The organism is Clavibacter zhangzhiyongii (assembly GCF_014775655.1).
GTDB lineage: Bacteria > Actinomycetota > Actinomycetes > Actinomycetales > Microbacteriaceae > Clavibacter > Clavibacter zhangzhiyongii.
Window position 1 is genome coordinate 727,264 of sequence record NZ_CP061274.1, and the last position, 18,964, is coordinate 746,227.

Annotated in this window: 14 protein-coding genes; 13 read left to right on the forward strand and 1 reads right to left on the reverse strand. The window is 75.3% G+C overall.

All coding sequences use genetic code 11. The features are described from left to right. Positions 1-112 precede the first annotated feature (112 nt). From H9X71_RS03650 to pip, 8 genes are all read left to right on the forward strand, one after another. Positions 113-1,327 carry an NAD(P)/FAD-dependent oxidoreductase gene (locus tag H9X71_RS03650; RefSeq protein ID WP_191148375.1) on the forward strand — a complete coding sequence of 405 codons (1,215 nt, stop codon included), beginning with the start codon at positions 113-115 and terminating at the stop codon, positions 1,325-1,327. Beyond that, entirely contained in the window at positions 1,324-1,698 is a 375-nt protein-coding gene (locus H9X71_RS03655; protein WP_191148376.1) for a (2Fe-2S)-binding protein, read from the forward strand. Before H9X71_RS03650 ends, H9X71_RS03655 begins: the two co-directional genes overlap by 4 nt. After that, entirely contained in the window at positions 1,695-3,332 is a 1,638-nt protein-coding gene (locus H9X71_RS03660) for an NAD(P)/FAD-dependent oxidoreductase (RefSeq protein WP_191148377.1), read from the forward strand. Before H9X71_RS03655 ends, H9X71_RS03660 begins: the two co-directional genes overlap by 4 nt. After that, positions 3,329-4,246, forward strand: coding sequence for a dihydrodipicolinate synthase family protein (locus H9X71_RS03665; RefSeq protein WP_191148378.1), 918 nt, complete (start codon positions 3,329-3,331; stop codon positions 4,244-4,246). The genes H9X71_RS03660 and H9X71_RS03665 overlap by 4 nt, the downstream gene beginning before the upstream one ends. Positions 4,247-4,253: 7 nt before the next feature. Further along, the gene (locus tag H9X71_RS03670; protein ID WP_191148379.1) at positions 4,254-5,255 is read left to right on the forward strand and encodes a proline racemase family protein; all 1,002 of its coding nucleotides are present in this window, start codon (positions 4,254-4,256) and stop codon (positions 5,253-5,255) included. Between the two features lie 29 nt (positions 5,256-5,284). Further along, positions 5,285-6,781: an aldehyde dehydrogenase (NADP(+)) gene (locus H9X71_RS03675; RefSeq protein WP_191148380.1), complete on the forward strand. Its 1,497-nt coding sequence runs from the start codon at positions 5,285-5,287 to the stop codon at positions 6,779-6,781. Positions 6,782-6,984: 203 nt separating this feature from the next. Further along, on the forward strand, positions 6,985-9,168 hold the full coding sequence (locus tag H9X71_RS03680) for an acyl-CoA dehydrogenase family protein (protein ID WP_191148381.1): 2,184 nt from the start codon (positions 6,985-6,987) through the stop codon (positions 9,166-9,168). Positions 9,169-9,284: 116 nt separating this feature from the next. Continuing rightward, entirely contained in the window at positions 9,285-10,253 is a 969-nt protein-coding gene (gene pip, locus H9X71_RS03685; protein ID WP_191148382.1) for a prolyl aminopeptidase, read from the forward strand. A 48-nt stretch (positions 10,254-10,301) separates the two neighbouring features. Here pip and H9X71_RS03690 read toward each other — a convergent pair whose 3' ends face one another. Then, positions 10,302-10,796, reverse strand: a complete 495-nt coding sequence (locus tag H9X71_RS03690) for an FAD synthase family protein (RefSeq protein WP_191148383.1) — start codon at positions 10,794-10,796, stop codon at positions 10,302-10,304. A gap of 374 nt (positions 10,797-11,170) precedes the next feature. Here H9X71_RS03690 and H9X71_RS03695 point away from each other — a divergent pair, with 374 nt between their 5' ends. The 5 genes from H9X71_RS03695 (at position 11,171) to H9X71_RS03715 (ending at position 18,949) form a co-directional block, all read left to right on the forward strand. After that, positions 11,171-13,753 carry a right-handed parallel beta-helix repeat-containing protein gene (locus H9X71_RS03695; protein WP_191148384.1) on the forward strand — a complete coding sequence of 861 codons (2,583 nt, stop codon included), beginning with the start codon at positions 11,171-11,173 and terminating at the stop codon, positions 13,751-13,753. A 385-nt stretch (positions 13,754-14,138) separates the two neighbouring features. Beyond that, positions 14,139-15,683 (forward strand): sugar transferase, encoded by a 1,545-nt coding sequence (locus H9X71_RS03700; protein ID WP_191148385.1) that lies wholly within the window; start codon positions 14,139-14,141, stop codon positions 15,681-15,683. Between the two features lies 1 nt (position 15,684). Next, positions 15,685-16,917: a DUF1972 domain-containing protein gene (locus tag H9X71_RS03705; RefSeq protein ID WP_191148386.1), complete on the forward strand. Its 1,233-nt coding sequence runs from the start codon at positions 15,685-15,687 to the stop codon at positions 16,915-16,917. Next, positions 16,914-17,711: a CDP-alcohol phosphatidyltransferase family protein gene (locus H9X71_RS03710; protein ID WP_191148387.1), complete on the forward strand. Its 798-nt coding sequence runs from the start codon at positions 16,914-16,916 to the stop codon at positions 17,709-17,711. Before H9X71_RS03705 ends, H9X71_RS03710 begins: the two co-directional genes overlap by 4 nt. Next, positions 17,708-18,949: a glycosyltransferase family 4 protein gene (locus tag H9X71_RS03715; protein WP_191148388.1), complete on the forward strand. Its 1,242-nt coding sequence runs from the start codon at positions 17,708-17,710 to the stop codon at positions 18,947-18,949. Before H9X71_RS03710 ends, H9X71_RS03715 begins: the two co-directional genes overlap by 4 nt. Positions 18,950-18,964: the final 15 nt, after the last annotated feature.

Genomic DNA, 18,964 nt, shown 5'->3' on the forward strand with positions numbered 1-18,964 from the left:
CGACCTCTCCGGCGCCCGTGCTTCCCCTCCGCCACGATGTGTGACATATTACTGTCATCACCGACCACCGCCGCCTGATCGAGGCGCTCCGACCCGTGAGACGAGGGACCGCATGACGCGTCACGTGGTGGTCGTCGGGGGCGGCATCGTCGGCGCCGCGTGCGCCCGCTCGCTGGCCCGGGCCGGGATCCGCGTCACCGTCGTCGAGCGGGCCGCCGTCGCGTCCGGCACGAGCGCGCAGGGCGAGGGCAACATCCTCGTCAGCGACAAGGGGCCGGGCGCCGAGCTGGAGCTCGCGCAGCTGGCCGCCCGCCGCTGGCCCGAGGTCGCCGCCGAGCTCGCGGACGAGCTGGGCGACGCGCTCCCGTCCATCGAGTACGAGCCCAAGGGCGGGCTCGTCGTCACGACCACCGACGAGGGCGCGGATCCGCTCCTCTCCTTCGCCGCCGGGCAGCGCGCCGCCGGGGTCGACGCGATCCCGGTCGACGTGCGCCGCGCGCTCGAGCTGGAGCCCTGGCTGAACCCCGGGATCACCGCCGCCGTGCACTACCCCGAGGACGCGCAGGTGCAGCCCGCCATCGCGACCGAGGCGCTCGCGGCGTCCGCCCGGCGCGCGGGGGCGGACGTCCGCACCGGCGTCGAGGTCATCGGCCCGCTCCTCGACGCGGACGGCGCGCTCCGCGGCGTGCGGACGAGCGCGGGCGACATCCCCGCCGACGACGTGCTCGTCGCCGCCGGTCCCTGGTCCGGCGAGGTGGCGCGCACCCTCGGGGTGGAGCTGCCGGTGCTGCCGCGGCGCGGGGTCGTGCTCGTCACCACGCGCATGCCGCACCGGATCCTGCACAAGGTCTACGACGGCGACTACGTGGGTGCGGTCGGATCCGGCGACGGCGCCCTGCAGACCTCGGGCGTCGTGGAGTCGACGCCGTCGGGGACCGTGCTCATCGGATCCAGCCGCGAGCGCGTGGGCTTCGACGCCTCGCTGCGCGTGGCCGTGCTCGAGGAGCTCGCCGCGAAGGCCGTGCGGCTGTTCCCCTTCCTCGCCGAGGCGAGCGCCATGCGCTCCTACGGCGGCTTCCGGCCGTACCTGCCCGACCACCTCCCGGTGATCGGCCCCGACCCGCGGCTGCCCGGCCTCTGGCACGCGAGCGGGCACGAGGGCGCCGGGATCGGGCTCTCCGTCGCGACCGCCGACCTCGTCGCCGCGCAGATGGGCGGGGCCGCGACCGCGCTCGACGTGCGGCCGTTCTCGGTCGCCCGGGCGTCGCTCGGGCTCCTCCTGCCGGGTGCCGCGGAGCCCGCCGACGCAGGACGGGTGCGGGCGTGACGCCGCGGCGCGTGGATGCGGCCCGCGACCCGATCCGCCCGGAGCCCGCGGAGGCCGTGCGCTTCACCGTGGACGGGGATCCCGTCGCGGGCGTCCGCGGCCAGACCATCGCCGGCGCGCTGCTCGCCTCCGGCACGCTCGCCTGGCGGACGACCGCGAGCGCCGGGCGCCCGCGCGGCGTCTTCTGCGGCATCGGCGTGTGCTTCGACTGCACCGTCACCGTCAACGGGCTGCCCGACGTGCGCGCCTGCCAGCGCCGCGCGGTCGAGGGCGACGTGGTGGAGACGGGGCCGGGGGCCACGGTGCCGGACGCCGCTGCCGCCGCCGACGCCGACCGCGCGCAGCCCGGCCACGACGGGAGCGCCTCGTGAGCGGCGCGGACCACGGGCGGCACGTCGTCGTCATCGGCGCCGGACCCGCGGGGCTGGCCGCCGCGGTCGCCGCCCGCGGGCGCGGGGCGCGGGTCACGCTGCTCGACGCGTCCGACGAGCTGGGCGGCCAGTACTGGCGGCACCTGCCGGCGTCGCGCCCGGCCGCGCGCGAGCGGATCCTCCACCACGGCTGGGACGCGTTCACCGCGCTCCGGGCCCGCCTCGCCGCGGACGAGGGCTGCGAGATCGTGACGGGCGCACAGGTGTGGGCGATCGAGCGGCCCGCGGACGGCGCGGACGGCGCGGCCGACGCCCCCGCCGCCGTCGTGCACGCGCTCGTCGGGCAGGTCGACGGATCCCGCCGGGAGCCCCTGTCCCTCCGCCCCGACGCGCTCGTGCTCGCGACCGGCGCGCACGACCGCACGCTGCCGTTCCCCGGCTGGGACCTGCCGGGCGTCTTCACCGCGGGCGCCGCCCAGGCCCTCGCGAAGGGCGAGCGCGTGGCGATCGGCGACCGCGTCGTCGTCGCGGGCGCCGGCCCCTTCCTCCTCCCCGTCGCCGTCTCGCTCGTGCAGGCCGGGGCGCGCGTCGTCGGGATCCACGAGGCCGCCCGCGTGCCGGCGCTCGCCCGCGGCTGGCTCCGACGTCCGGCGGGGCTCGCCCGCGCGCCGCACAAGGCCGCCGAGCTGGCGGGCTACGTGTCCGTGCTGGCGCGCGAGCGGATCGGCTACTCCACCGGCAGCGCGGTCGTCGCCGCGCATGGCGTCGACCGCGTCGAGGCCGTCACCGTGCAGCGCCTCGACGCGTCGTGGGCGCCGATCCCGGGCACCGAGCGGCGGATCCCCGTGGACGCCGTGTGCGTCGGCCACGGGTTCACGCCCCGGCTCGAGCTGCCGATCGCGGCGGGCTGCCGCATCGGGGCCGACCGGTTCGTCGAGGTCGACGCGGCGCAGGGCGCCGGGCCGCGCGGCGTCTTCGCCGCGGGCGAGATCACGGGCATCGGGGGAGTGGACCAGGCGCTCGCGGAGGGCGAGGTCGCGGGGCACTGCGCCGCGGGTGGATCCCCGGCGGACGCGGCCGTCGCGCCCGCCGTCCGCCGCCGGACCGTCGCGCACGACGTGGCCGGCCGCATCGAGGCCGCGCACGGCATCCGCCCCGGCTGGACCGGCTGGCTCCGCGACGACACGCTCGCGTGCCGCTGCGAGGAGGTGCCCGTCGGGCGGATCCGCGCCACCGCTCGCGCCGCGCGCTCCACCGACCTGCGCTCCATGAAGCTCGCCACGCGCGCCGGCCTCGGCATCTGCCAGGGCCGGGTCTGCGGACGCACCGTCGAGGAGCTGCTCGCGGGGGAGGCGCCGTCCGCCGGATGCGCGCACGTCGGGTCCGCGTCCGCGTCCGCCGCGCCCGCAGGCCCCGGCTCCGACCGCCGCCCCATCGCGTCGCCCGTGCGCCTCGGCGAGCTCGCCGCCGCCTACGACCTGCGCGACGCCGGACCCCCGTCCCTCGCCGCGGCCGCCCCCGGCGTCGACGACCCGCCGGGCGATCCCGCGCCCGTGCCCGTGCCCGTGCCGCGCACCGCGCCCCCGACCACCCCCGCACCGCCCCGCACCACCGACCGGAAGGACCTGCCATGACCGCACCCGCCCTGGACCTCGGAGGCGTCGTCGTCGCCACCACGCTGCCGTTCCGCGAGGACGCCTCCGCGCCCGCCGGCCTCGCCGTCGACTACGACGCGTACGCCGCGCACTGCGACTGGCTCATCTCGAACGGCTGCCGCGGCGTCGGACCGAACGGGTCCCTCGGCGAGTACTCCTCGCTCACCGACGAGGAGCGCCGCAAGGTCGTGCAGGTCGCGGTCGAGGCGGTCGGCGGGCGCGGGATCGTCGTGGCCGGCGTGCACGGCGTCGGCTGGCACCAGGCCAGGAAGTGGGCCGAGATCGCGGCCGAGGACGGCGCCGACGGCGTGCTCCTGCTGCCGCCCACCATCTACCGGGCGAGCGACGACGAGGTCGTCGAGCACTACGCGCGCGTCGACGAGGTGGGCCTGCCGATCATGGCCTACAACAACCCGTTCGACACGAAGGTCGACCTGACGCCGGACCTCCTCGTCCGCATCGACGCGCTCGAGAACGTCGTCGCCGTCAAGGAGTTCTCGGGCGACATCCGCCGGGTGCTGGAGATCCAGGACAAGACGGGCCTCGACGTCATCGCGGGCGCCGACGACCTGCTGCTCGAGTCGCTCGTGATGGGCGCCGTCGGCTGGTTCGCGGGCTACCCGAACGCGTTCCCGCGCGAGGCCGTCGAGCTGTACGGGCTCGCGACCACGGGCCGCATCGAGGAGGCGAAGGAGCTGTACCGCCACCTCGTCCCCGTGTTCCGATGGGACTCGCGCACCGAGTTCGTGCAGGCCATCAAGCTGTCGATCGACGTGGCCGGCGAGAGCACGGGCGGCCCGACGCGTCCGCCGCGCGCCCCGCTGCCCGCCGCCGTCGCCGAGCAGGTGACGCGCGACACGCGCCGCGCGCTCGACCACCTCGCCGGGCGGTGATCGACGGATGAGGTCCTCCCGCGTCTTCCACGCCGTCGACTCGCACACCGAGGGCATGCCGACCCGCGTCGTCACGAGCGGGTTCGGCGTGATCCCCGGCGCGACCATGAACGAGCGCCGCCTGCACCTGATCGAGCACCTCGACCACCTGCGGCTCCTGCTCATGACCGAGCCGCGCGGGCACGCGGCCATGAGCGGCGCGATCCTGCAGCCGCCCACGCGCGACGACTGCGACTGGGGCGTCCTCTACATCGAGGTGTCCGGCTGCCTGCCCATGTGCGGCCACGGCACCATCGGCGTCGCGACCGTGCTGGTGGAGACCGGGCTCGTGGAGGTGCAGGAGCCGGTCACGACCATCCGGCTCGACACCCCGGCCGGGCTCGTGATCGCGCGGGTCGACGTGGAGGACGGCCGCGCCGCGTCCGTGACGATCGAGAACGTGCCCTCCTACGTCGAGCGGCTCGACGCGGAGATCGAGGTGCCCGGCTACGGCACCGTGCCGTACAGCCTCGCGTTCGGCGGCAACTTCTACGCGGTCGTCGAGCTCGACGCGCTGGGGCTGCCGTTCGACCGGGAGCGGCAGCAGGAGATCCTCGCGGCCGGGCTCGCGATCATGGGGGCGGTCAACGAGCAGGCGCCGCCCGCGCACCCGGAGATCGCGGGCGTCGACCACTGCCACCACGTGGAGTTCCTCGCGCCCGGATCCGACGCCCGGCTCTCTCGGCACGCCATGGCCATCCACCCCGGCTGGTTCGACCGGTCGCCGTGCGGCACCGGCACGTCCGCGCGCATGGCGGAGCTGTGGGCGCGCGGCGAGCTGGCGGTCGGCGACGAGTTCGTCAACGAGTCCTTCATCGGCAGCCGCTTCACCGGGCGGATCCTCCGGGAGACGACCGTCGCCGGCCGGCCGGCGATCGTCCCCGCCATCACGGGCCGCGCCTGGATCACCGGCATGGGCCAGTACCTGCTCGACCCCACCGACCCGTTCCCGAGCGGCTTCCGGTTCTGAGCCGGCCGCCGCCACCGAAGAGGAGAGACATGACCCCGCAGGACACCGCCCCGACCGACCCGGCCGTCGCCGCCCGGGTGGACGCCGTCGCCTCGCGCGCCGCCGCGGCCGCCGCGCCGCTCGCCGCCCTCGCCCCGGCCGCGCGCGCCGACGCGCTCGAGGCGGTGGCCGACGCCCTGGAGGCGATCCGGCCCGAGCTGCTGCCCGTCGCCGAGCGGGAGACCGCGCTCGCCCCCGGCCGCCTCGCCGGCGAGCTGACGCGCACGACCGTGCAGCTGCGGATCCTCGCGGCGGCCGTGCGCGACGGCGGGCACCTCGACGTGCGCATCGACCTGGCGGATCCCGGCGCCGCCCCCGCGCCGCGGCCGGACATCCGGCGCCACCTGGTGCCCGTCGGGCCCGTGCTCAACTTCGCGGCGTCGAACTTCCCGTTCGCGTTCTCGGTCGCGGGCGGCGACACGGCGTCGGCCCTCGCGGTCGGCTGCCCGGTGGTCGTGAAGGCGCACCCGGGCCACCCCGAGCTGTCGCGCCGCGTGGCGGAGGCCGCGTCCGCCGCGCTCGTCGCCGCGGGCCTGCCCGAGGGGACGCTCCAGCTCGTCGAGGGCGAGGAGGCCGGGCTCGCGATGCTGCGCGACCCGCGGATCCGCGCCGCCACCTTCACGGGCTCCCTGCGCGCCGGCCGGTTCCTCGCCGACGTCGCCGCGGCCCGCCCCGACCCGATCCCGTTCTTCGGCGAGCTCGGCAGCGTGAACCCCGTCGTCATCACGGAGCGCGCGGCCGCCGAGCGGGGCGAGGCCATCGCGCGAGCCCTCGTGGCGAGCGCCGCCGGATCCGCCGGGCAGCTCTGCACCGCGCCCGGGATCGTGCTGCTCCCCGCCGGCCACGGCCTCGACGCTGTGCTCGCGGAGGAGGCCGGCGCCGTCGCCCCGCACGGGATGCTCAACGCCAAGATCGCGGAGGGCTACGCCGACGGACGCGCCGCCGCGATCGCGGTCGACGGCGTGCGCCTCGTCGCGGAGGGCCGCGCGGCCGCCGGCTCCGACGGATCCGTCACCCCCACGATCGCCGCCGTGCCCCTCGCGGCGTTCGAGGCCGCGGGCGACGCCCTCCGCCACGAGGTCTTCGGCCCGTTCGCGCTGCTCGTCGAGTACCCCGCGGGCACCGACCTCGCCGCGCTCGCCGCCCGCACCCTCACCGGCGAGCTGACCGCGAGCGTCCACCTCGGCGACGGCGAGGCCGACGGGGCGATCGCGGAGCTCGTCCGCGTGCTCGCCGCGCGCGCCGGCCGCGTGCTCGTCGACGCCTGGCCCACCGGCGTCTCCGTCACCGACGCCCAGCAGCACGGCGGGCCCTGGCCCGCCACCACGCTCGACCGCGGCACGAGCGTCGGCACCGCGTCGCTCGACCGGCTGCTGCGGGGCGTCGCGTTCCAGGGCGTGCCCGAGGCCCTGCTGCCCGAGCCGCTCCGCACCGCCAACCCGTGGGGCGTGCCGCAGCGGATCAGCGCGCGCGGCGCCCGGGCATAGGGCGCGCGCGGTCCGTCCGGCGGTCGCCGACGGCCCGCGCGACGATCCGCGACGCCCGCGGCTGAGGGTTCCCACAAGCCGCGGGTGCGCTCCGCGGGAGGGCGTTGGAGGCCCCGCCAGTGATATTCGGCGGGTGGAGGATCCGTCCGTAGCGTGGCCGGTGCCGGCAGGGACGCCGGCGCAGGCGAACTGGCGGAGGATCCATGGTCGACACGGCGGCACGACGCACCACCCGCGGCACGAGGGGACGAGGCCCCGTCGCGGGAGCGCTCCGGGGGACGCCCGTGCCGGTCGCGGACGCCGTCGACGCCGAGGTCGCGCAGGACCTCGACCGCACGGACGGCCGGGCCGACGCGACGGGGACGGGTCCCCGTGTCGACGTCGCGTCGCTCGGGCGGATCCTGCTCGGCCGCTGGGCCGACGTCCGCACCTCGTCGCGCGAGCTGACGAGCCGTCCCGAGCTCCACCGCGTCGAGGGGCTCGACATGCACCAGCACCGGGCGCGCGTGACCGAGCAGCTCCAGGTGCTCGTCGAGCACGGCGGCGTGCACCGCGCGTTCCCGCGGATCGTCGGCGGGCTCGAGGACCACGGCGGCAACATCGCCGGGTTCGAGGAGCTCGTGGCGGCGGATCCGTCGCTCCAGATCAAGGCCGGCGTGCAGTGGGGCCTGTTCGGCTCCGCGGTGATGCACCTCGGCACCGAGCGCCACCACCGCGAGTTCCTCCCCGGGATCATGTCGCTCGAGACGCCCGGCGCGTTCGCGATGACCGAGACGGGGCACGGCTCCGACGTCGCGAGCATCGGCACGACGGCCACCTACGACCCCGAGACCGGCGAGTTCGACCTGCACACCCCGTTCCGCGCCGCGTGGAAGGACTACCTCGGCAACGCGGCGGTCGACGGCCGCGCCGCCACGGTGTTCGCGCAGCTCGTGACCCGGGGCGTCAACCACGGCGTGCACTGCTTCTTCGTGCCGCTCCGCGACGAGACCGGTGCGTTCCTGCCCGGCGTCGGCGGCGAGGACGACGGCCTGAAGGGCGGGCTCAACGGCATCGACAACGGCCGGCTGCACTTCGACCACGTGCGCGTGCCGCGCGCGAACCTGCTCAACCGCTACGGCGACGTGGCCGAGGACGGCACCTACACGTCCGAGATCATGAGCCCCGGCCGCCGCTTCTTCACGATGCTCGGCACGCTCGTGCAGGGCCGCGTCTCGCTCGACGGGGCGGCGACGAGCGCCGCGAAGATCGCGCTGCAGATCGCCGTCACCTACGGCAACGAGCGCCGCCAGTTCGTGGCGGGCGGCACCGACGAGGAGGTGCTGCTCGACTACCAGCGGCACCAGCGCCGGCTGATCCCGCGCATCGCCACCACCTACGCCGCGTCGTTCGCGCACGAGGAGCTCCTCGGCCAGTTCGACTCGGTGTTCTCGGGCGCCACCGACACCGACGAGGACCGGCAGGACCTCGAGACCCTCGCCGCCGCGCTCAAGCCGCTCAGCACCTGGCACGCGCTCGACACCATCCAGGAGGCGCGCGAGGCGTGCGGCGGCCAGGGCTTCCTCGCCGAGAACCGCCTCGTGGGCCTCCGCGCCGACCTCGACGTCTACGCGACCTTCGAGGGCGACAACACCGTGCTCCTGCAGCTCGTCGCCAAGCGCCTGCTGACCGACGTCAACCGCCGGTTCGCGAAGGCCGACTTCGGGGTGCTGGCGCGCTACGTCGTCGAGCAGGCGACCGACCGGACGCTCCGCTCGACCGGCCTCCGCACGCTCGGGCAGGCGCTCGCGGACCGCGGATCCACCGCCCGCTCCGTGGGCCAGCTCCGCGACCCGGACACCCAGCGCGCGCTGCTCACCGGCCGCGTCGAGACGATGGTCGGCGAGATCGCGACCGCGCTCCGCGGCACGCGGAAGATGCCGGCGGGCGAGGCCGCGGCCCTGTTCAACCGGCACCAGCACGCGCTCATCGAGGCGGCCCGCGCGCACGCGCAGCTGCTGCAGTGGGAGGCGTTCACCGAGGCGCTCGACCCCGCGTCGGAGACCGGCCGGGCCATGGACGACGGCACCCGCCGCATCCTCACCTGGACCCGCGACCTCTTCGGCCTCCGCCTCATCGAGGAGGACCTCGCCTGGTTCCTGATCCACGGCCGCATCAGCGCGACGCGCGCCCGCGCCGTCACCGCGTACATCGACCGGCTCGTCGCGCGCCTGCGCCCGCACGCGCAGGACCTCGTGGACTCCTTCGGCTACACGCCGGCGCACGTCCGCGCGGCCGTCGCGTCCGGCGAGGAGCGCGACCGGCAGGACGAGGCGCGCGCGCACCGCGACGCGCGGATCGCCGACGGCACGGCGCCGCGAATGGAGAAGGGCGAGAAGAAGAGGTAGCGCGGGCCGTGCGCCGCCGCCGCGGCGCCGCGGATGGAGAAGGGCGAGAAGAAGAGGTAGCGCGGGCCGTGCGCCGCCGCCGCGGGCGCCGGACGACGCCCCCGTAGGCTCGGGGGATGCGCAGCCTCTTCCCCGAGATCGACCCGCACGACACCGGCATGCTCGACGTGGGGGACGGCCAGCTCCTCTACTGGGAGACCTCGGGGAACCCCGACGGCATCCCGGTCGTATTCCTGCACGGCGGCCCCGGTGGCGGCACGAGCCCCACCCACCGGCGCCTGTTCGACCCGGCGCGCTACCGCATCGTCCTCGTCGACCAGCGCGGCTGCGGTCGGAGCGCCCCGCACGTCTCCTCGCCCGACGCCGACCTCTCGGTCAACACCACGTGGCACCTCGTCGCCGACCTCGAGCGGCTGCGCGAGCACCTGGGCGTCGAGCGCTGGCTCGTGTTCGGCGGGTCCTGGGGCTCGACCCTCGCGCTGGCCTACGCCGAGACGCACCCGAGCCGCGTCACCGGCCTGATCCTCCGCGGCATCTTCACGCTGCGCGCGTCCGAGCTCGACTGGTTCTACGAGGGCCCGGCGGGCATGGTCTACCCGGACGGGTGGGAGGCCTTCACGGCGCCCGTGCCCGGCGTCGCGCGCGGCGGGATCATCGCGGCGTACGCGGCGCTGCTCGCGGATCCCGACCCCGCGGTGCACGGGCCGGCCGCGGTCGCGTGGTCCACGTGGGAGGCGTCGGGGATCACGCTGCTGCCGCGACCCGAGCTCGTCGCGCGCTTCGCCGAGCCGACCTACGCGCTCGCGTTCGCCCGCATCGAGAACCACTACTTCATGCACGGCGGGTGGATGGAGGACGGCCAGCTGATCCGCGACGCGCACCTGCTCCGCGGCATCCCCACCGAGATCGTGCAGGGCCGCTACGACATGTGCACGCCGCCCGCGACCGCGTGGGACCTGCACCGCGCGCTGCCGGAGGCGCGCTTCACGATGGTGCCGGACGCGGGGCACGCGTTCGACGAGCCCGGGATCCTCGACGCGCTCGTCGAGGCGACCGAGCGCGCGGCGGAGCGGCTGGGGGCCTGACGGCGGTCAGCGCGCGGTGAGCGCGACGGCCGGGTCCGGCGGATCCCGCTAGCGGCTGACCAGCGTCTGGGTCGCGTGGCCCGCGGGCTGCGGCAGCGTCGCGAGCGGGGACGCGGCCGCGCCGACGCCGCTGAGGACGTCGAGCGCGCGACGCAGCCGCGTGCTGGAGGTGTGCATCGTGTACGGGAAGTACACGACCTCCACGCCGACCGCGGCGAACTCGGCCTCGAGGCGCTCGCCCTTCGGGGTGCCGCGCCAGTCGTCGCCCTTGAAGAAGACGTCGAAGCGCACGTCGCGCCAGGTGTCGAGCTTGTCCGGCAGCGTCTCCGCGCGGGCCTCGTCGACGTAGCTGATGTGGCTCACGATCTCGAGGCGCTCGGCGAGCGGCACCACGGGCGTGATGCCCTTGTTGCGCTCGAGCATCTCGTCGGAGACGACCCCCGCGATGAGGAAGTCGCACCGGCTCTTGGCGTGCTTGAGGATGTTGAGGTGGCCGACGTGGAACAGGTCGAATGCTCCAGCGGCGTAGCCGATTCGGGTCATGGCTCGTCGTTCTTCCGGGTGGACCGCGTCCGGGCGCGGGTACGCCGTGGAGCGGGATCGGGTGCAGCCCGGTGCGGGTACGCCGGGCGGGATCCTCCTGCTCGGGCGACGCGGGTACGTCGGCCGCCTGGGTGGGGCGGCGTCGAGCGGCGGATCTGCTGAGGATCCTACGGTGCCGGACCCCGCCGACGGTAGGCGCGCACCCGAACGGGGGTGGCGCCTCCGCGGGACGAAGTCATGACGTGTCCTCCGTTCGGGGGACACGGAGCCCCCTTTCTGGGTTATCTTCGACGAACCCACCCGTACGGGGGGCATCGCGCCCCGCCTGCCCGAGGCCTGCCCGACGGAACCCACCCGAGCAAGGACCCGCCCGAATGACGCCCTCATCCCCGCCTGCCCGCTCTCGACATCTCGTCGCCCTCGCCGTCGCGATCGGCCTCGCCGTGCCCGCCGCCCTCGTCGTCCCGGAGGCCGCGCACGCGGCCGGCGGGCAGGGCCTGGTCGCCGGCGCCCCCGTCTTCACCGACTCCTTCACCCGCAGCACGAGCGGCGGATGGGGGTCCTCGTCCGGAGCCGCCCCGTACGCGCACGACGTGTCGTCCGCGTTCCGCGTCAACGGCGCGCGCGGCGTCATCGACCTCGGCCGCGCCGGCACCGCCGCCGCCGCGACCATCCCCGCCGCGGTCCCCGCGGACAGCGAGTCGACGGTGCGCATCACCATGCCGCGGGTGCCCGCCGCGGGCAACGGCGTCTCGGCCGGGCTGCAGCAGCGCGTCTCCGGGTCGTCGTACTACCAGTCGACCGTCCGGGTCGACAGCACCGGCACGGCCTTCCTGTCGATCATCCGCGTCACCGGGTCGACGGCCGCGCAGACCACCCTCGTGCCCGGCGCCGTGGTCGCCCGCGGCGTCCAGCCGGGCCAGGCCATCACGCTCCAGTCCCGCGTCTCCGGCACCGGCACGGTCTCCGTCGACGCCCGCGCGTGGCTCGACGGCCAGGCGACCCCGGCCTGGCAGGCGGCGACGGCCGACACGAGCGGCGCCCGCCTCACGTCGGGATCCGGCGCGCGCGTCTGGTCGTACCTCTCGGCCTCCTCCAGCGCCCAGGCCGTCTCGTTCGACGACTTCGCCGTGCGGCCGCTGACGGCGTCGACCGCGCCCGTGACGCCGACCCCCGCGCCGACGACGCCGGCCCCCGCACCGGCGCCCGCCCCCGCCCCCGCTCCGGCGCCCGCCCCCGCGACGGGGACGGGCGACGCCGAGCAGGCCGTCCCGATGGCCGACGCGCGTCCCGGGTCCGGCTCCGCGCCGGTCGGCTCGACGCGCTACGCCGTGCCGTCGAACGCGCTGTTCGTCGCGACGACCGGCTCCGACGGCGCGTCCGGCTCGCAGTCCGCGCCCTTCCGCACCATCCAGCGGGCCGTCGACGTGGCGGCCTCCGGGCGCACCGTCGTCGTCCGCGGCGGCACCTATCACGAGTCCGTCGTGATGCCGAAGGGCGAGGCGCTGACGCTGCAGTCGTACCCCGGCGAGAAGGTCTGGCTCGACGGCAGCCGGAAGCTCTCCGAATGGGTCGCGTCCGGATCCGGCTGGTACGCGCCGGGATGGAACCTGTCCTTCGACACCAGCCCCACCTACACGCGCGGCGCGCCCGACGGCACCTCGGCCAGCTGGTCGTTCGTCAACCCCGCCTTCCCGCTCGCGGCGCACCCCGACCAGGTCTGGTTCGGCGGCACCGCCCAGAAGCAGGTCGCGACCCGGGCGCAGGTCGTGCCGGGCACGTTCTTCGTCGACCGCGCGGCCGACCGCCTGTACGTCGGATCCGACCCGCGCTCGTCCAGCGTCCGCTCCAGCGACCTCATCAGCGCGCTCCAGGTGCGCGGCGACGGCAGCACCGTGCGGGGCATCGGCATCCGCCGCTACGCCCCCTCCGTCCCGGACCAGGGCGCGGTGCAGATCCACGGCACGCGCGTGGCGTTCGAGAACGTCGCCATCACGGACATCGCCACCATCGGCCTCTCGGTCATGGCGACCGACGCCCGGCTGACCGCGGTCACCTCGGCCCGCAACGGCATGCTCGGCATGCGCGCGGTCTACGCGGACCGCCTCGTCGCGACCCGTCTGCTCGTCGCCGACAACAACCTCGAGCGCTTCAACCGGGCCCCGGTGTCGGGCGGCTTCAAGATCGGCCGGTCGCGCGACATCCAGGTGCTCGACAGCGACTTCCAGCGCAACGCCGGCAACGGCCTGTGGTTCGACGAGTCCGTCTACGACATCACGCTCACGGGCAACGACGTCCTCGACAACACCGGCGCCGGCATCGTCCTCGAGCTCTCCGCCACGGCGACGGTGGCGGACAACGTCATCGCCCGCAGCGGCGAGGAGGGGCTCTGGATCGAGAACTCCGGGCACATCGGCGTCTGGAACAACACCTTCGCCGCCAACGACCGGGACATCGACATCTCGCAGGGCGACCGGATCGCGACGAACCTGTCGACCGCCGGCCACGACCCGCGCCAGAAGCTGCCGGACCCCACGGTGACCTGGGTCGTGACCGACATCACGATCTCGAACAACGTGCTCCAGGGCAGCACCGGCAACGCGCTGCTCGCCGTCGAGGACCACACGCACAAGCGCTCCGCCGCGCAGATGGGCATCCGCACGTCGGGCAACGTCTACCAGCGCGACCAGGCCGGCAGCCCCGGCTGGGCCGTCATCTGGAGCCGCGGCGTCGGCAACCCGGCCGTGTACGGGACGCTCGCCGCGTTCCGCGACGCGACGGGCAACGACCGCACGAGCGTCGAGGTGATCGGCCGGCGGGTCCTCGGGTCCGACCTGCGCATCACGGGCGAGATCGCGTCGCTGCAGTCGAGCATCGCCGTGGGCGTCCCGTCGCTCATCGGCTCGCTCACGGGCATCGTCACGGGCTCGCGGACGGTCGGGGCGACCGCCGGCTGACCCGCGCACCCCGACGACGGGCCGATCCCACCCGGGGTCGGCCCGTCGTCGCGTCCGCGGTCGTCCGTCCCCCGAAGGGGGAGGGGCCCGGAGGCCCGGCGAGCGCTTAGCATTGCCACCGTCACCACACGGTGTTCACCCGTCGTACCCGCGACGGTCACTCCCCGGACGAGGCCCACCCAGCCGCATCCGACACGGAGCCATGCACCCGACGAGGTCCACCCCGGCCGCGTCGCACCCCGCACCACCCACCTGTAACCCGAAACGCAGGCACACACCCGATGAACCCGTCATCGGCGCACGACCGTACCCGCGGTCCGCGCCTCCCCGCGCCCACCCGACCCCACGACACCCCGCGACCGCTCCGCGCGCTGCCCGGCACGCGATGAGCACCACGAGGAACCGCCCCGCGACCCGGGGCGAGCGCAGCCGCGTGCGCCCGGAGCGCCGCTCCGCGCACCGCCCGATCATCGGATCCGGCGTCGCGCCCGCCGTCCCCGTCGTCCCCTCGGGGCGCCGCTGGGCCCGCGACTACCGCACGCGGCTCATCGCGACCGACTGGGCGATCATCATCGTCACCGTCCTCGCCGCGCAGCTCACCCGCTTCGGCACGGGCGACGCGGCGGTCGACGCCGGCTCGGTGCAGCTGGACTACGGCATCGTCTCGGTGGTCGTCGTCGCCGCGTGGATCGCCGTCCTGGGCGCCTTCCGCACCCGCGACGCCCGCATCGTCGGGGTCGGCGTCGGCGAGTACAAGCGCGTCGTCAACGCCTCGGCCATCACGTTCGGCGCGCTCGCGATCGCGTTCCTCCTCCTGAAGGTCGACATCGCCCGCGGCTACGTCGTGCTCGCGTTCCCGCTCGGCGTCGTCGCGCTGCTCCTGGCCCGGTGGAGCTGGCGGCAGTGGCTCATCCGCCGCCGGATGCAGGGCGCGCACCTCTCCCGCGTCGTCGTGGTCGGCACCCGCGCGGACGTCGAGGACGTCGCCGAGCAGATCCTGCTGCGCCCCGCCTCCGGCTACACGGTCGTGGGCGTCGCGATCGACGAGCACCTCGACGGCCTCGAGGTCGCCGGGCGCACGATCCCCGTCGTCTCCGACCTGGGATCCGTCGCCGCGGCCGCCTCCCGCACCGCCGCCGACGCCGTCATCGTCGCCAGCCAGCCGCGCGCCGGCAGCAACGCCGTCCGCACGCTCGGCTGGGAGCTCGAGGGCTCGTCGATCGAGCTGGTGCTCGCGTCGCGGCTCACGGACGTCGCCGGCCCGCGGATCCACTTCCGCCCGGTCGAGGGCCTGCCGCTCATCCACGTCGAGATCCCGCAGTTCGAGGGCGGCAAGCACGTCATGAAGCGGGCCCTCGACATCGCGGTCGCCGGCCTCGCGCTGGTGGTCCTCTCGCCCGTGATGCTCCTCGTCGCGCTCGTGGTGCGCCTCGACAGCCCGGGCGGCGCCATCTTCCGCCAGGAGCGCGTCGGCAAGGCCGGCCAGGAGTTCCACATGCTCAAGTTCCGCTCGATGCGGGTCACCGCCGAGGCGGAGCTTGCGGCGCTGACGGCGGCCAACGAGGGATCCGGCCCGCTGTTCAAGATGCGGAAGGACCCGCGCGTCACCCGCGTGGGCGCCGTGCTCCGCCGCTACTCGCTCGACGAGCTGCCGCAGCTGTGGAACATCCTCGTCGGCGACATGAGCCTGGTGGGCCCGCGTCCGCCGCTGCGCCGCGAGGTGCAGGGCTACGAGAGCCACGTGCACCGCCGTCTGTTCATCAAGCCGGGCCTCACCGGCATGTGGCAGGTGAACGGCCGGAGCGACCTGAGCTGGGACGAGAGCGTCCGGCTCGACCTGTACTACGTCGAGAACTGGTCACTGACCGGCGACGTCATGATCATGTGGCGCACCTTCCGGGTGCTCACCCGACCCGTAGGGGCTTACTGAAATGTCTGTCATCGAACCGCGTCGTCTCCGCATCGCCATGGTCGGCACCCGAGGGGTCCCCGCCGCGTACGGCGGATTCGAGACCGCCATCGAGGAGATCGGGCAGCGCCTCGCCGCCCGCGGCCACGACGTCACCGTCTACTGCCGCTCCGCGAACCGCTCGCGTCCCCGCACCCACCTCGGCATGACGCTCGTGCACCTGCCGGCGCTCAAGACCAAGTCGATCGAGACGCTCAGCCACACCGCGCTGTCCGCGATCCACCTGGCCCTCGGCAAGCGCCAGGACGCGGCCTTCGTGTTCAACGCCGCCAACGCGCCGTTCGTCCCGCTCATCCGCTCGCGCGGCACGGCCACCGCCGTGCACGTGGACGGCCTCGAGTGGAAGCGCGGCAAGTGGGGCCGCATGGGCAAGAAGTACTACCGCGTCGCCGAGCAGATGGCCGTCAAGGACGCCGACGCGCTCATCTCCGACGCGCAGGGCATCGCCGACTACTACGACCACGAGTTCGGGATCCCCACGGAGCTCCTCACCTACGGCGCCAACATCCTGCGCGACCCCGCGTCGGACCGCCTGGCGGAGCTCGGCCTCGAGCCCGGCCAGTACCACCTCGTCGTCGCGCGCTTCGAGCCGGAGAACCACGTCGACGTCATCGTCGACGGCTACACCGCCTCGGGCGCGACCCTGCCGCTCGTCGTCGTCGGATCCGCGCCGTACTCGGCCGCGTACACCGACCGCATCGAGCAGGTCGCCACCGCCGACCCGCGCATCCAGCGCCTCGGCGGGGTGTGGGACCAGGAGCAGCTCGACCAGCTCTACGCCCACGCGCTCACCTACCTGCACGGCCACTCGGTCGGCGGCACCAACCCGTCGCTGCTACGCGCCATGGGCGCCGCGACCGCGACGCTCGCGAACGACAACGTCTTCAACCGCGACGTGCTCGGCGAGGACGGCCGCTTCTGGTCGGACGCCGCCGGCGTCGCCGCGCTCGTCGAGGGCGCGGAGGCCGCGGCCGACGAGGCCGTCGCGATCGGCCGCCGACTGCAGGAGCGCGCCGAGGAGACCTACGACTGGGACGCCATCGCCGACGGCTACGAGGAGCTCGCCGCCCGCCTGACGCGCGGCTACTCCACGCGCGGCATGAGCCGCGGCGTCCGCTCGGCCACCCGCTGGGAGCCGGAGCTGCGCGCCAGCGACGCCGGCCGCACCTCCTTCCTCCTCGAGGAGAGCCGATGACCGCCACCGCCGACCCGCGCGCGGAGTCGTACCTCGACGTCGTGCGCCGCCTGGCGTCCGCGCAGAAGAAGGCGGCCCGGGGCGCGCCCGCGTACTCGATCCGCGTCAACCGCCCGGCCGGCCGCCTCCTCGCCGCGTGGGCCTACCGCGCGGGGCTGACCCCGAACCAGGTCACCGCGATCAGCGCCGCCTTCACGTTCACGGGCATCGCGCTCGTGGCGCTCGTGGAGCCCGCCGCCTGGCTCGGCATCGCTGTGTGGCTGCTGCTCGCCGTGGGCTACGCGTTCGACTCGGCCGACGGCCAGGTCGCGCGCCTCCGCGGCGGCGGATCGCTGTCGGGCGAGTGGCTCGACCACGTCGTCGACTGCATCAAGATCTCGTCGCTGCACCTCGCGGTGCTCGTGTCGATGTACCGCTGGCCCGCCACGGACTCCGACGCGTGGCTGCTCGTGCCCGTCGTCTACGCGATCGTGGCCGCCGCGAGCTTCTTCGCGATGATCCTCAACGACCAGCTGAAGCGCGTCCACCAGGTCGCCGGCGGCCCCGCCCCCGAGGCCGGCCGCTCGACCCTGCTGCGCTCGCTGCTCGTGATCCCCACCGACTACGGCTTCCTCTGCATCGTGTTCGCGCTGCTCGGCGCGCCCGTCGTGTTCCTCGCGGTCTACGCGCTGATGATGCTCGCCAACGCCGGGCACCTCGCCCTCGCGTCGGTCAAGTGGTTCCGCGACATGGGCGCGCTCGACGCGCGCCGTGCCGAGGCCGCGTCCGTCGGATCCGCGCAGGTGCCCGCGTGACCGCGTACGCCGACACCGAGCGCGCGCTCGCGCAGGCCGAGGACGAGGGCGCGGACCTCCGCGGCCGCACGATCCTCGTCGCGCACCCGAGCGCGGAGCTCTACGGATCCGACCGGGTGCTCCTCGAGAGCGTCGCCGGCCTCGTCGCCGCGGGCGCCCGCACGGTGGTCACCCTGCCGGCGGACGGCCCGCTCGTCGACGCCCTCACCGGCGTCGGCGCAGTCGTGCACCACGCGCCCACGCCCGTGCTCCGGAAGGCGATGCTGCGCCCGCGCGGCTTCGCGGCCCTCGTCGGCCAGTCGGCCCGCGGCCTGTCCGCGGGCCTCGGCCTCGTGCGGCGCACGCGCCCGGACGCCGTCTACGTCAACACCGTCACGATCCCGCTCTGGATCCTCGTCGGCCGCCTCACCGGCCGCCCCGTCCTCTGCCACGTGCACGAGGCGGAGGGATCCGCGTCGCGCGCGGTCGGCACGGCGCTCGCCCTGCCGCTCGCCCTGGCGACGCGCGTGGTCGCGAACAGCCGCTACAGCGTCGAGGTCCTCGGCCGCGCCCTCCCGCGGGTCGCGCGCCGGGCCGTGGTCGTGCACAACGGCGTGCCCGGCCCCGCGGATCCCGCCCCCGCGCGCCCCGCGCTCGAGGGCGGGCTGCGGGTGCTCTACGTCGGCCGGCTCTCCGACCGCAAGGGCGTGGACGTCGCCGTCGAGGCGATCGTCGAGCTCCGCGACCGCGGCGTGCCGGCGACGCTCGACATCGTGGGCGCCGTGTTCCCCGGCTACGAGTGGTACGAGGAGCAGCTGCGCACGACGATCCGGGTCCTCGACCTCGAGGCGCTCGTGACCCTGCACGGCTTCCACGCCGAGGTGACCCCCTACCTCGCCGCCGCGGATGCGTGCGTCGTCCCCTCCCGGGTGGACGAGCCGTTCGGCAACACCGCCGTGGAGGCACTGCTCGCCGCACGGCCCGTGGTGGTCAGCGACACCTCCGGCCTCCGCGAGGCCGCGGGCGGGTACGAGTCGGCGCAGCTGGTGCCGCCCTCGGATCCGGCCGCCCTCGCGGACGCCCTCCATCTCGTCGCGACGGACTGGGACGCCTACCGCGCCCGCGCCGCCCGCGACCGCTTCCGCGCCGAGCACCGGCACGGACCCGAGCTCTACCGGCAGCGCATCGCGCGGTCGGTGGGCACGATGCTCAGCGCTGCGAAGCGCGTCGGCAGCCCCCGACCGGCCAGCTCCCGCTGACCACCGGCGCCCTCC

Bases quoted from the DNA above. Each gene is read 5' to 3' on its own strand.
- H9X71_RS03690 (WP_191148383.1), bottom strand. From the start codon at position 10,796: ATGACCCGAATCGGCTACGCCGCTGGAGCATTCGACCTGTTCCACGTC.
- H9X71_RS03710 (WP_191148387.1), top strand. From the start codon at position 16,914: ATGACCGCCACCGCCGACCCGCGCGCGGAGTCGTACCTCGACGTCGTG.
- H9X71_RS03670 (WP_191148379.1), top strand. From the start codon at position 4,254: ATGAGGTCCTCCCGCGTCTTCCACGCCGTCGACTCGCACACCGAGGGC.
- H9X71_RS03705 (WP_191148386.1), top strand. From the start codon at position 15,685: ATGTCTGTCATCGAACCGCGTCGTCTCCGCATCGCCATGGTCGGCACC.
- H9X71_RS03695 (WP_191148384.1), top strand. From the start codon at position 11,171: ATGACGCCCTCATCCCCGCCTGCCCGCTCTCGACATCTCGTCGCCCTC.
- H9X71_RS03650 (WP_191148375.1), top strand. From the start codon at position 113: ATGACGCGTCACGTGGTGGTCGTCGGGGGCGGCATCGTCGGCGCCGCG.
- H9X71_RS03675 (WP_191148380.1), top strand. From the start codon at position 5,285: ATGACCCCGCAGGACACCGCCCCGACCGACCCGGCCGTCGCCGCCCGG.
- pip (WP_191148382.1), top strand. From the start codon at position 9,285: ATGCGCAGCCTCTTCCCCGAGATCGACCCGCACGACACCGGCATGCTC.
- H9X71_RS03700 (WP_191148385.1), top strand. From the start codon at position 14,139: ATGAGCACCACGAGGAACCGCCCCGCGACCCGGGGCGAGCGCAGCCGC.
- H9X71_RS03665 (WP_191148378.1), top strand. From the start codon at position 3,329: ATGACCGCACCCGCCCTGGACCTCGGAGGCGTCGTCGTCGCCACCACG.
- H9X71_RS03680 (WP_191148381.1), top strand. From the start codon at position 6,985: ATGGTCGACACGGCGGCACGACGCACCACCCGCGGCACGAGGGGACGA.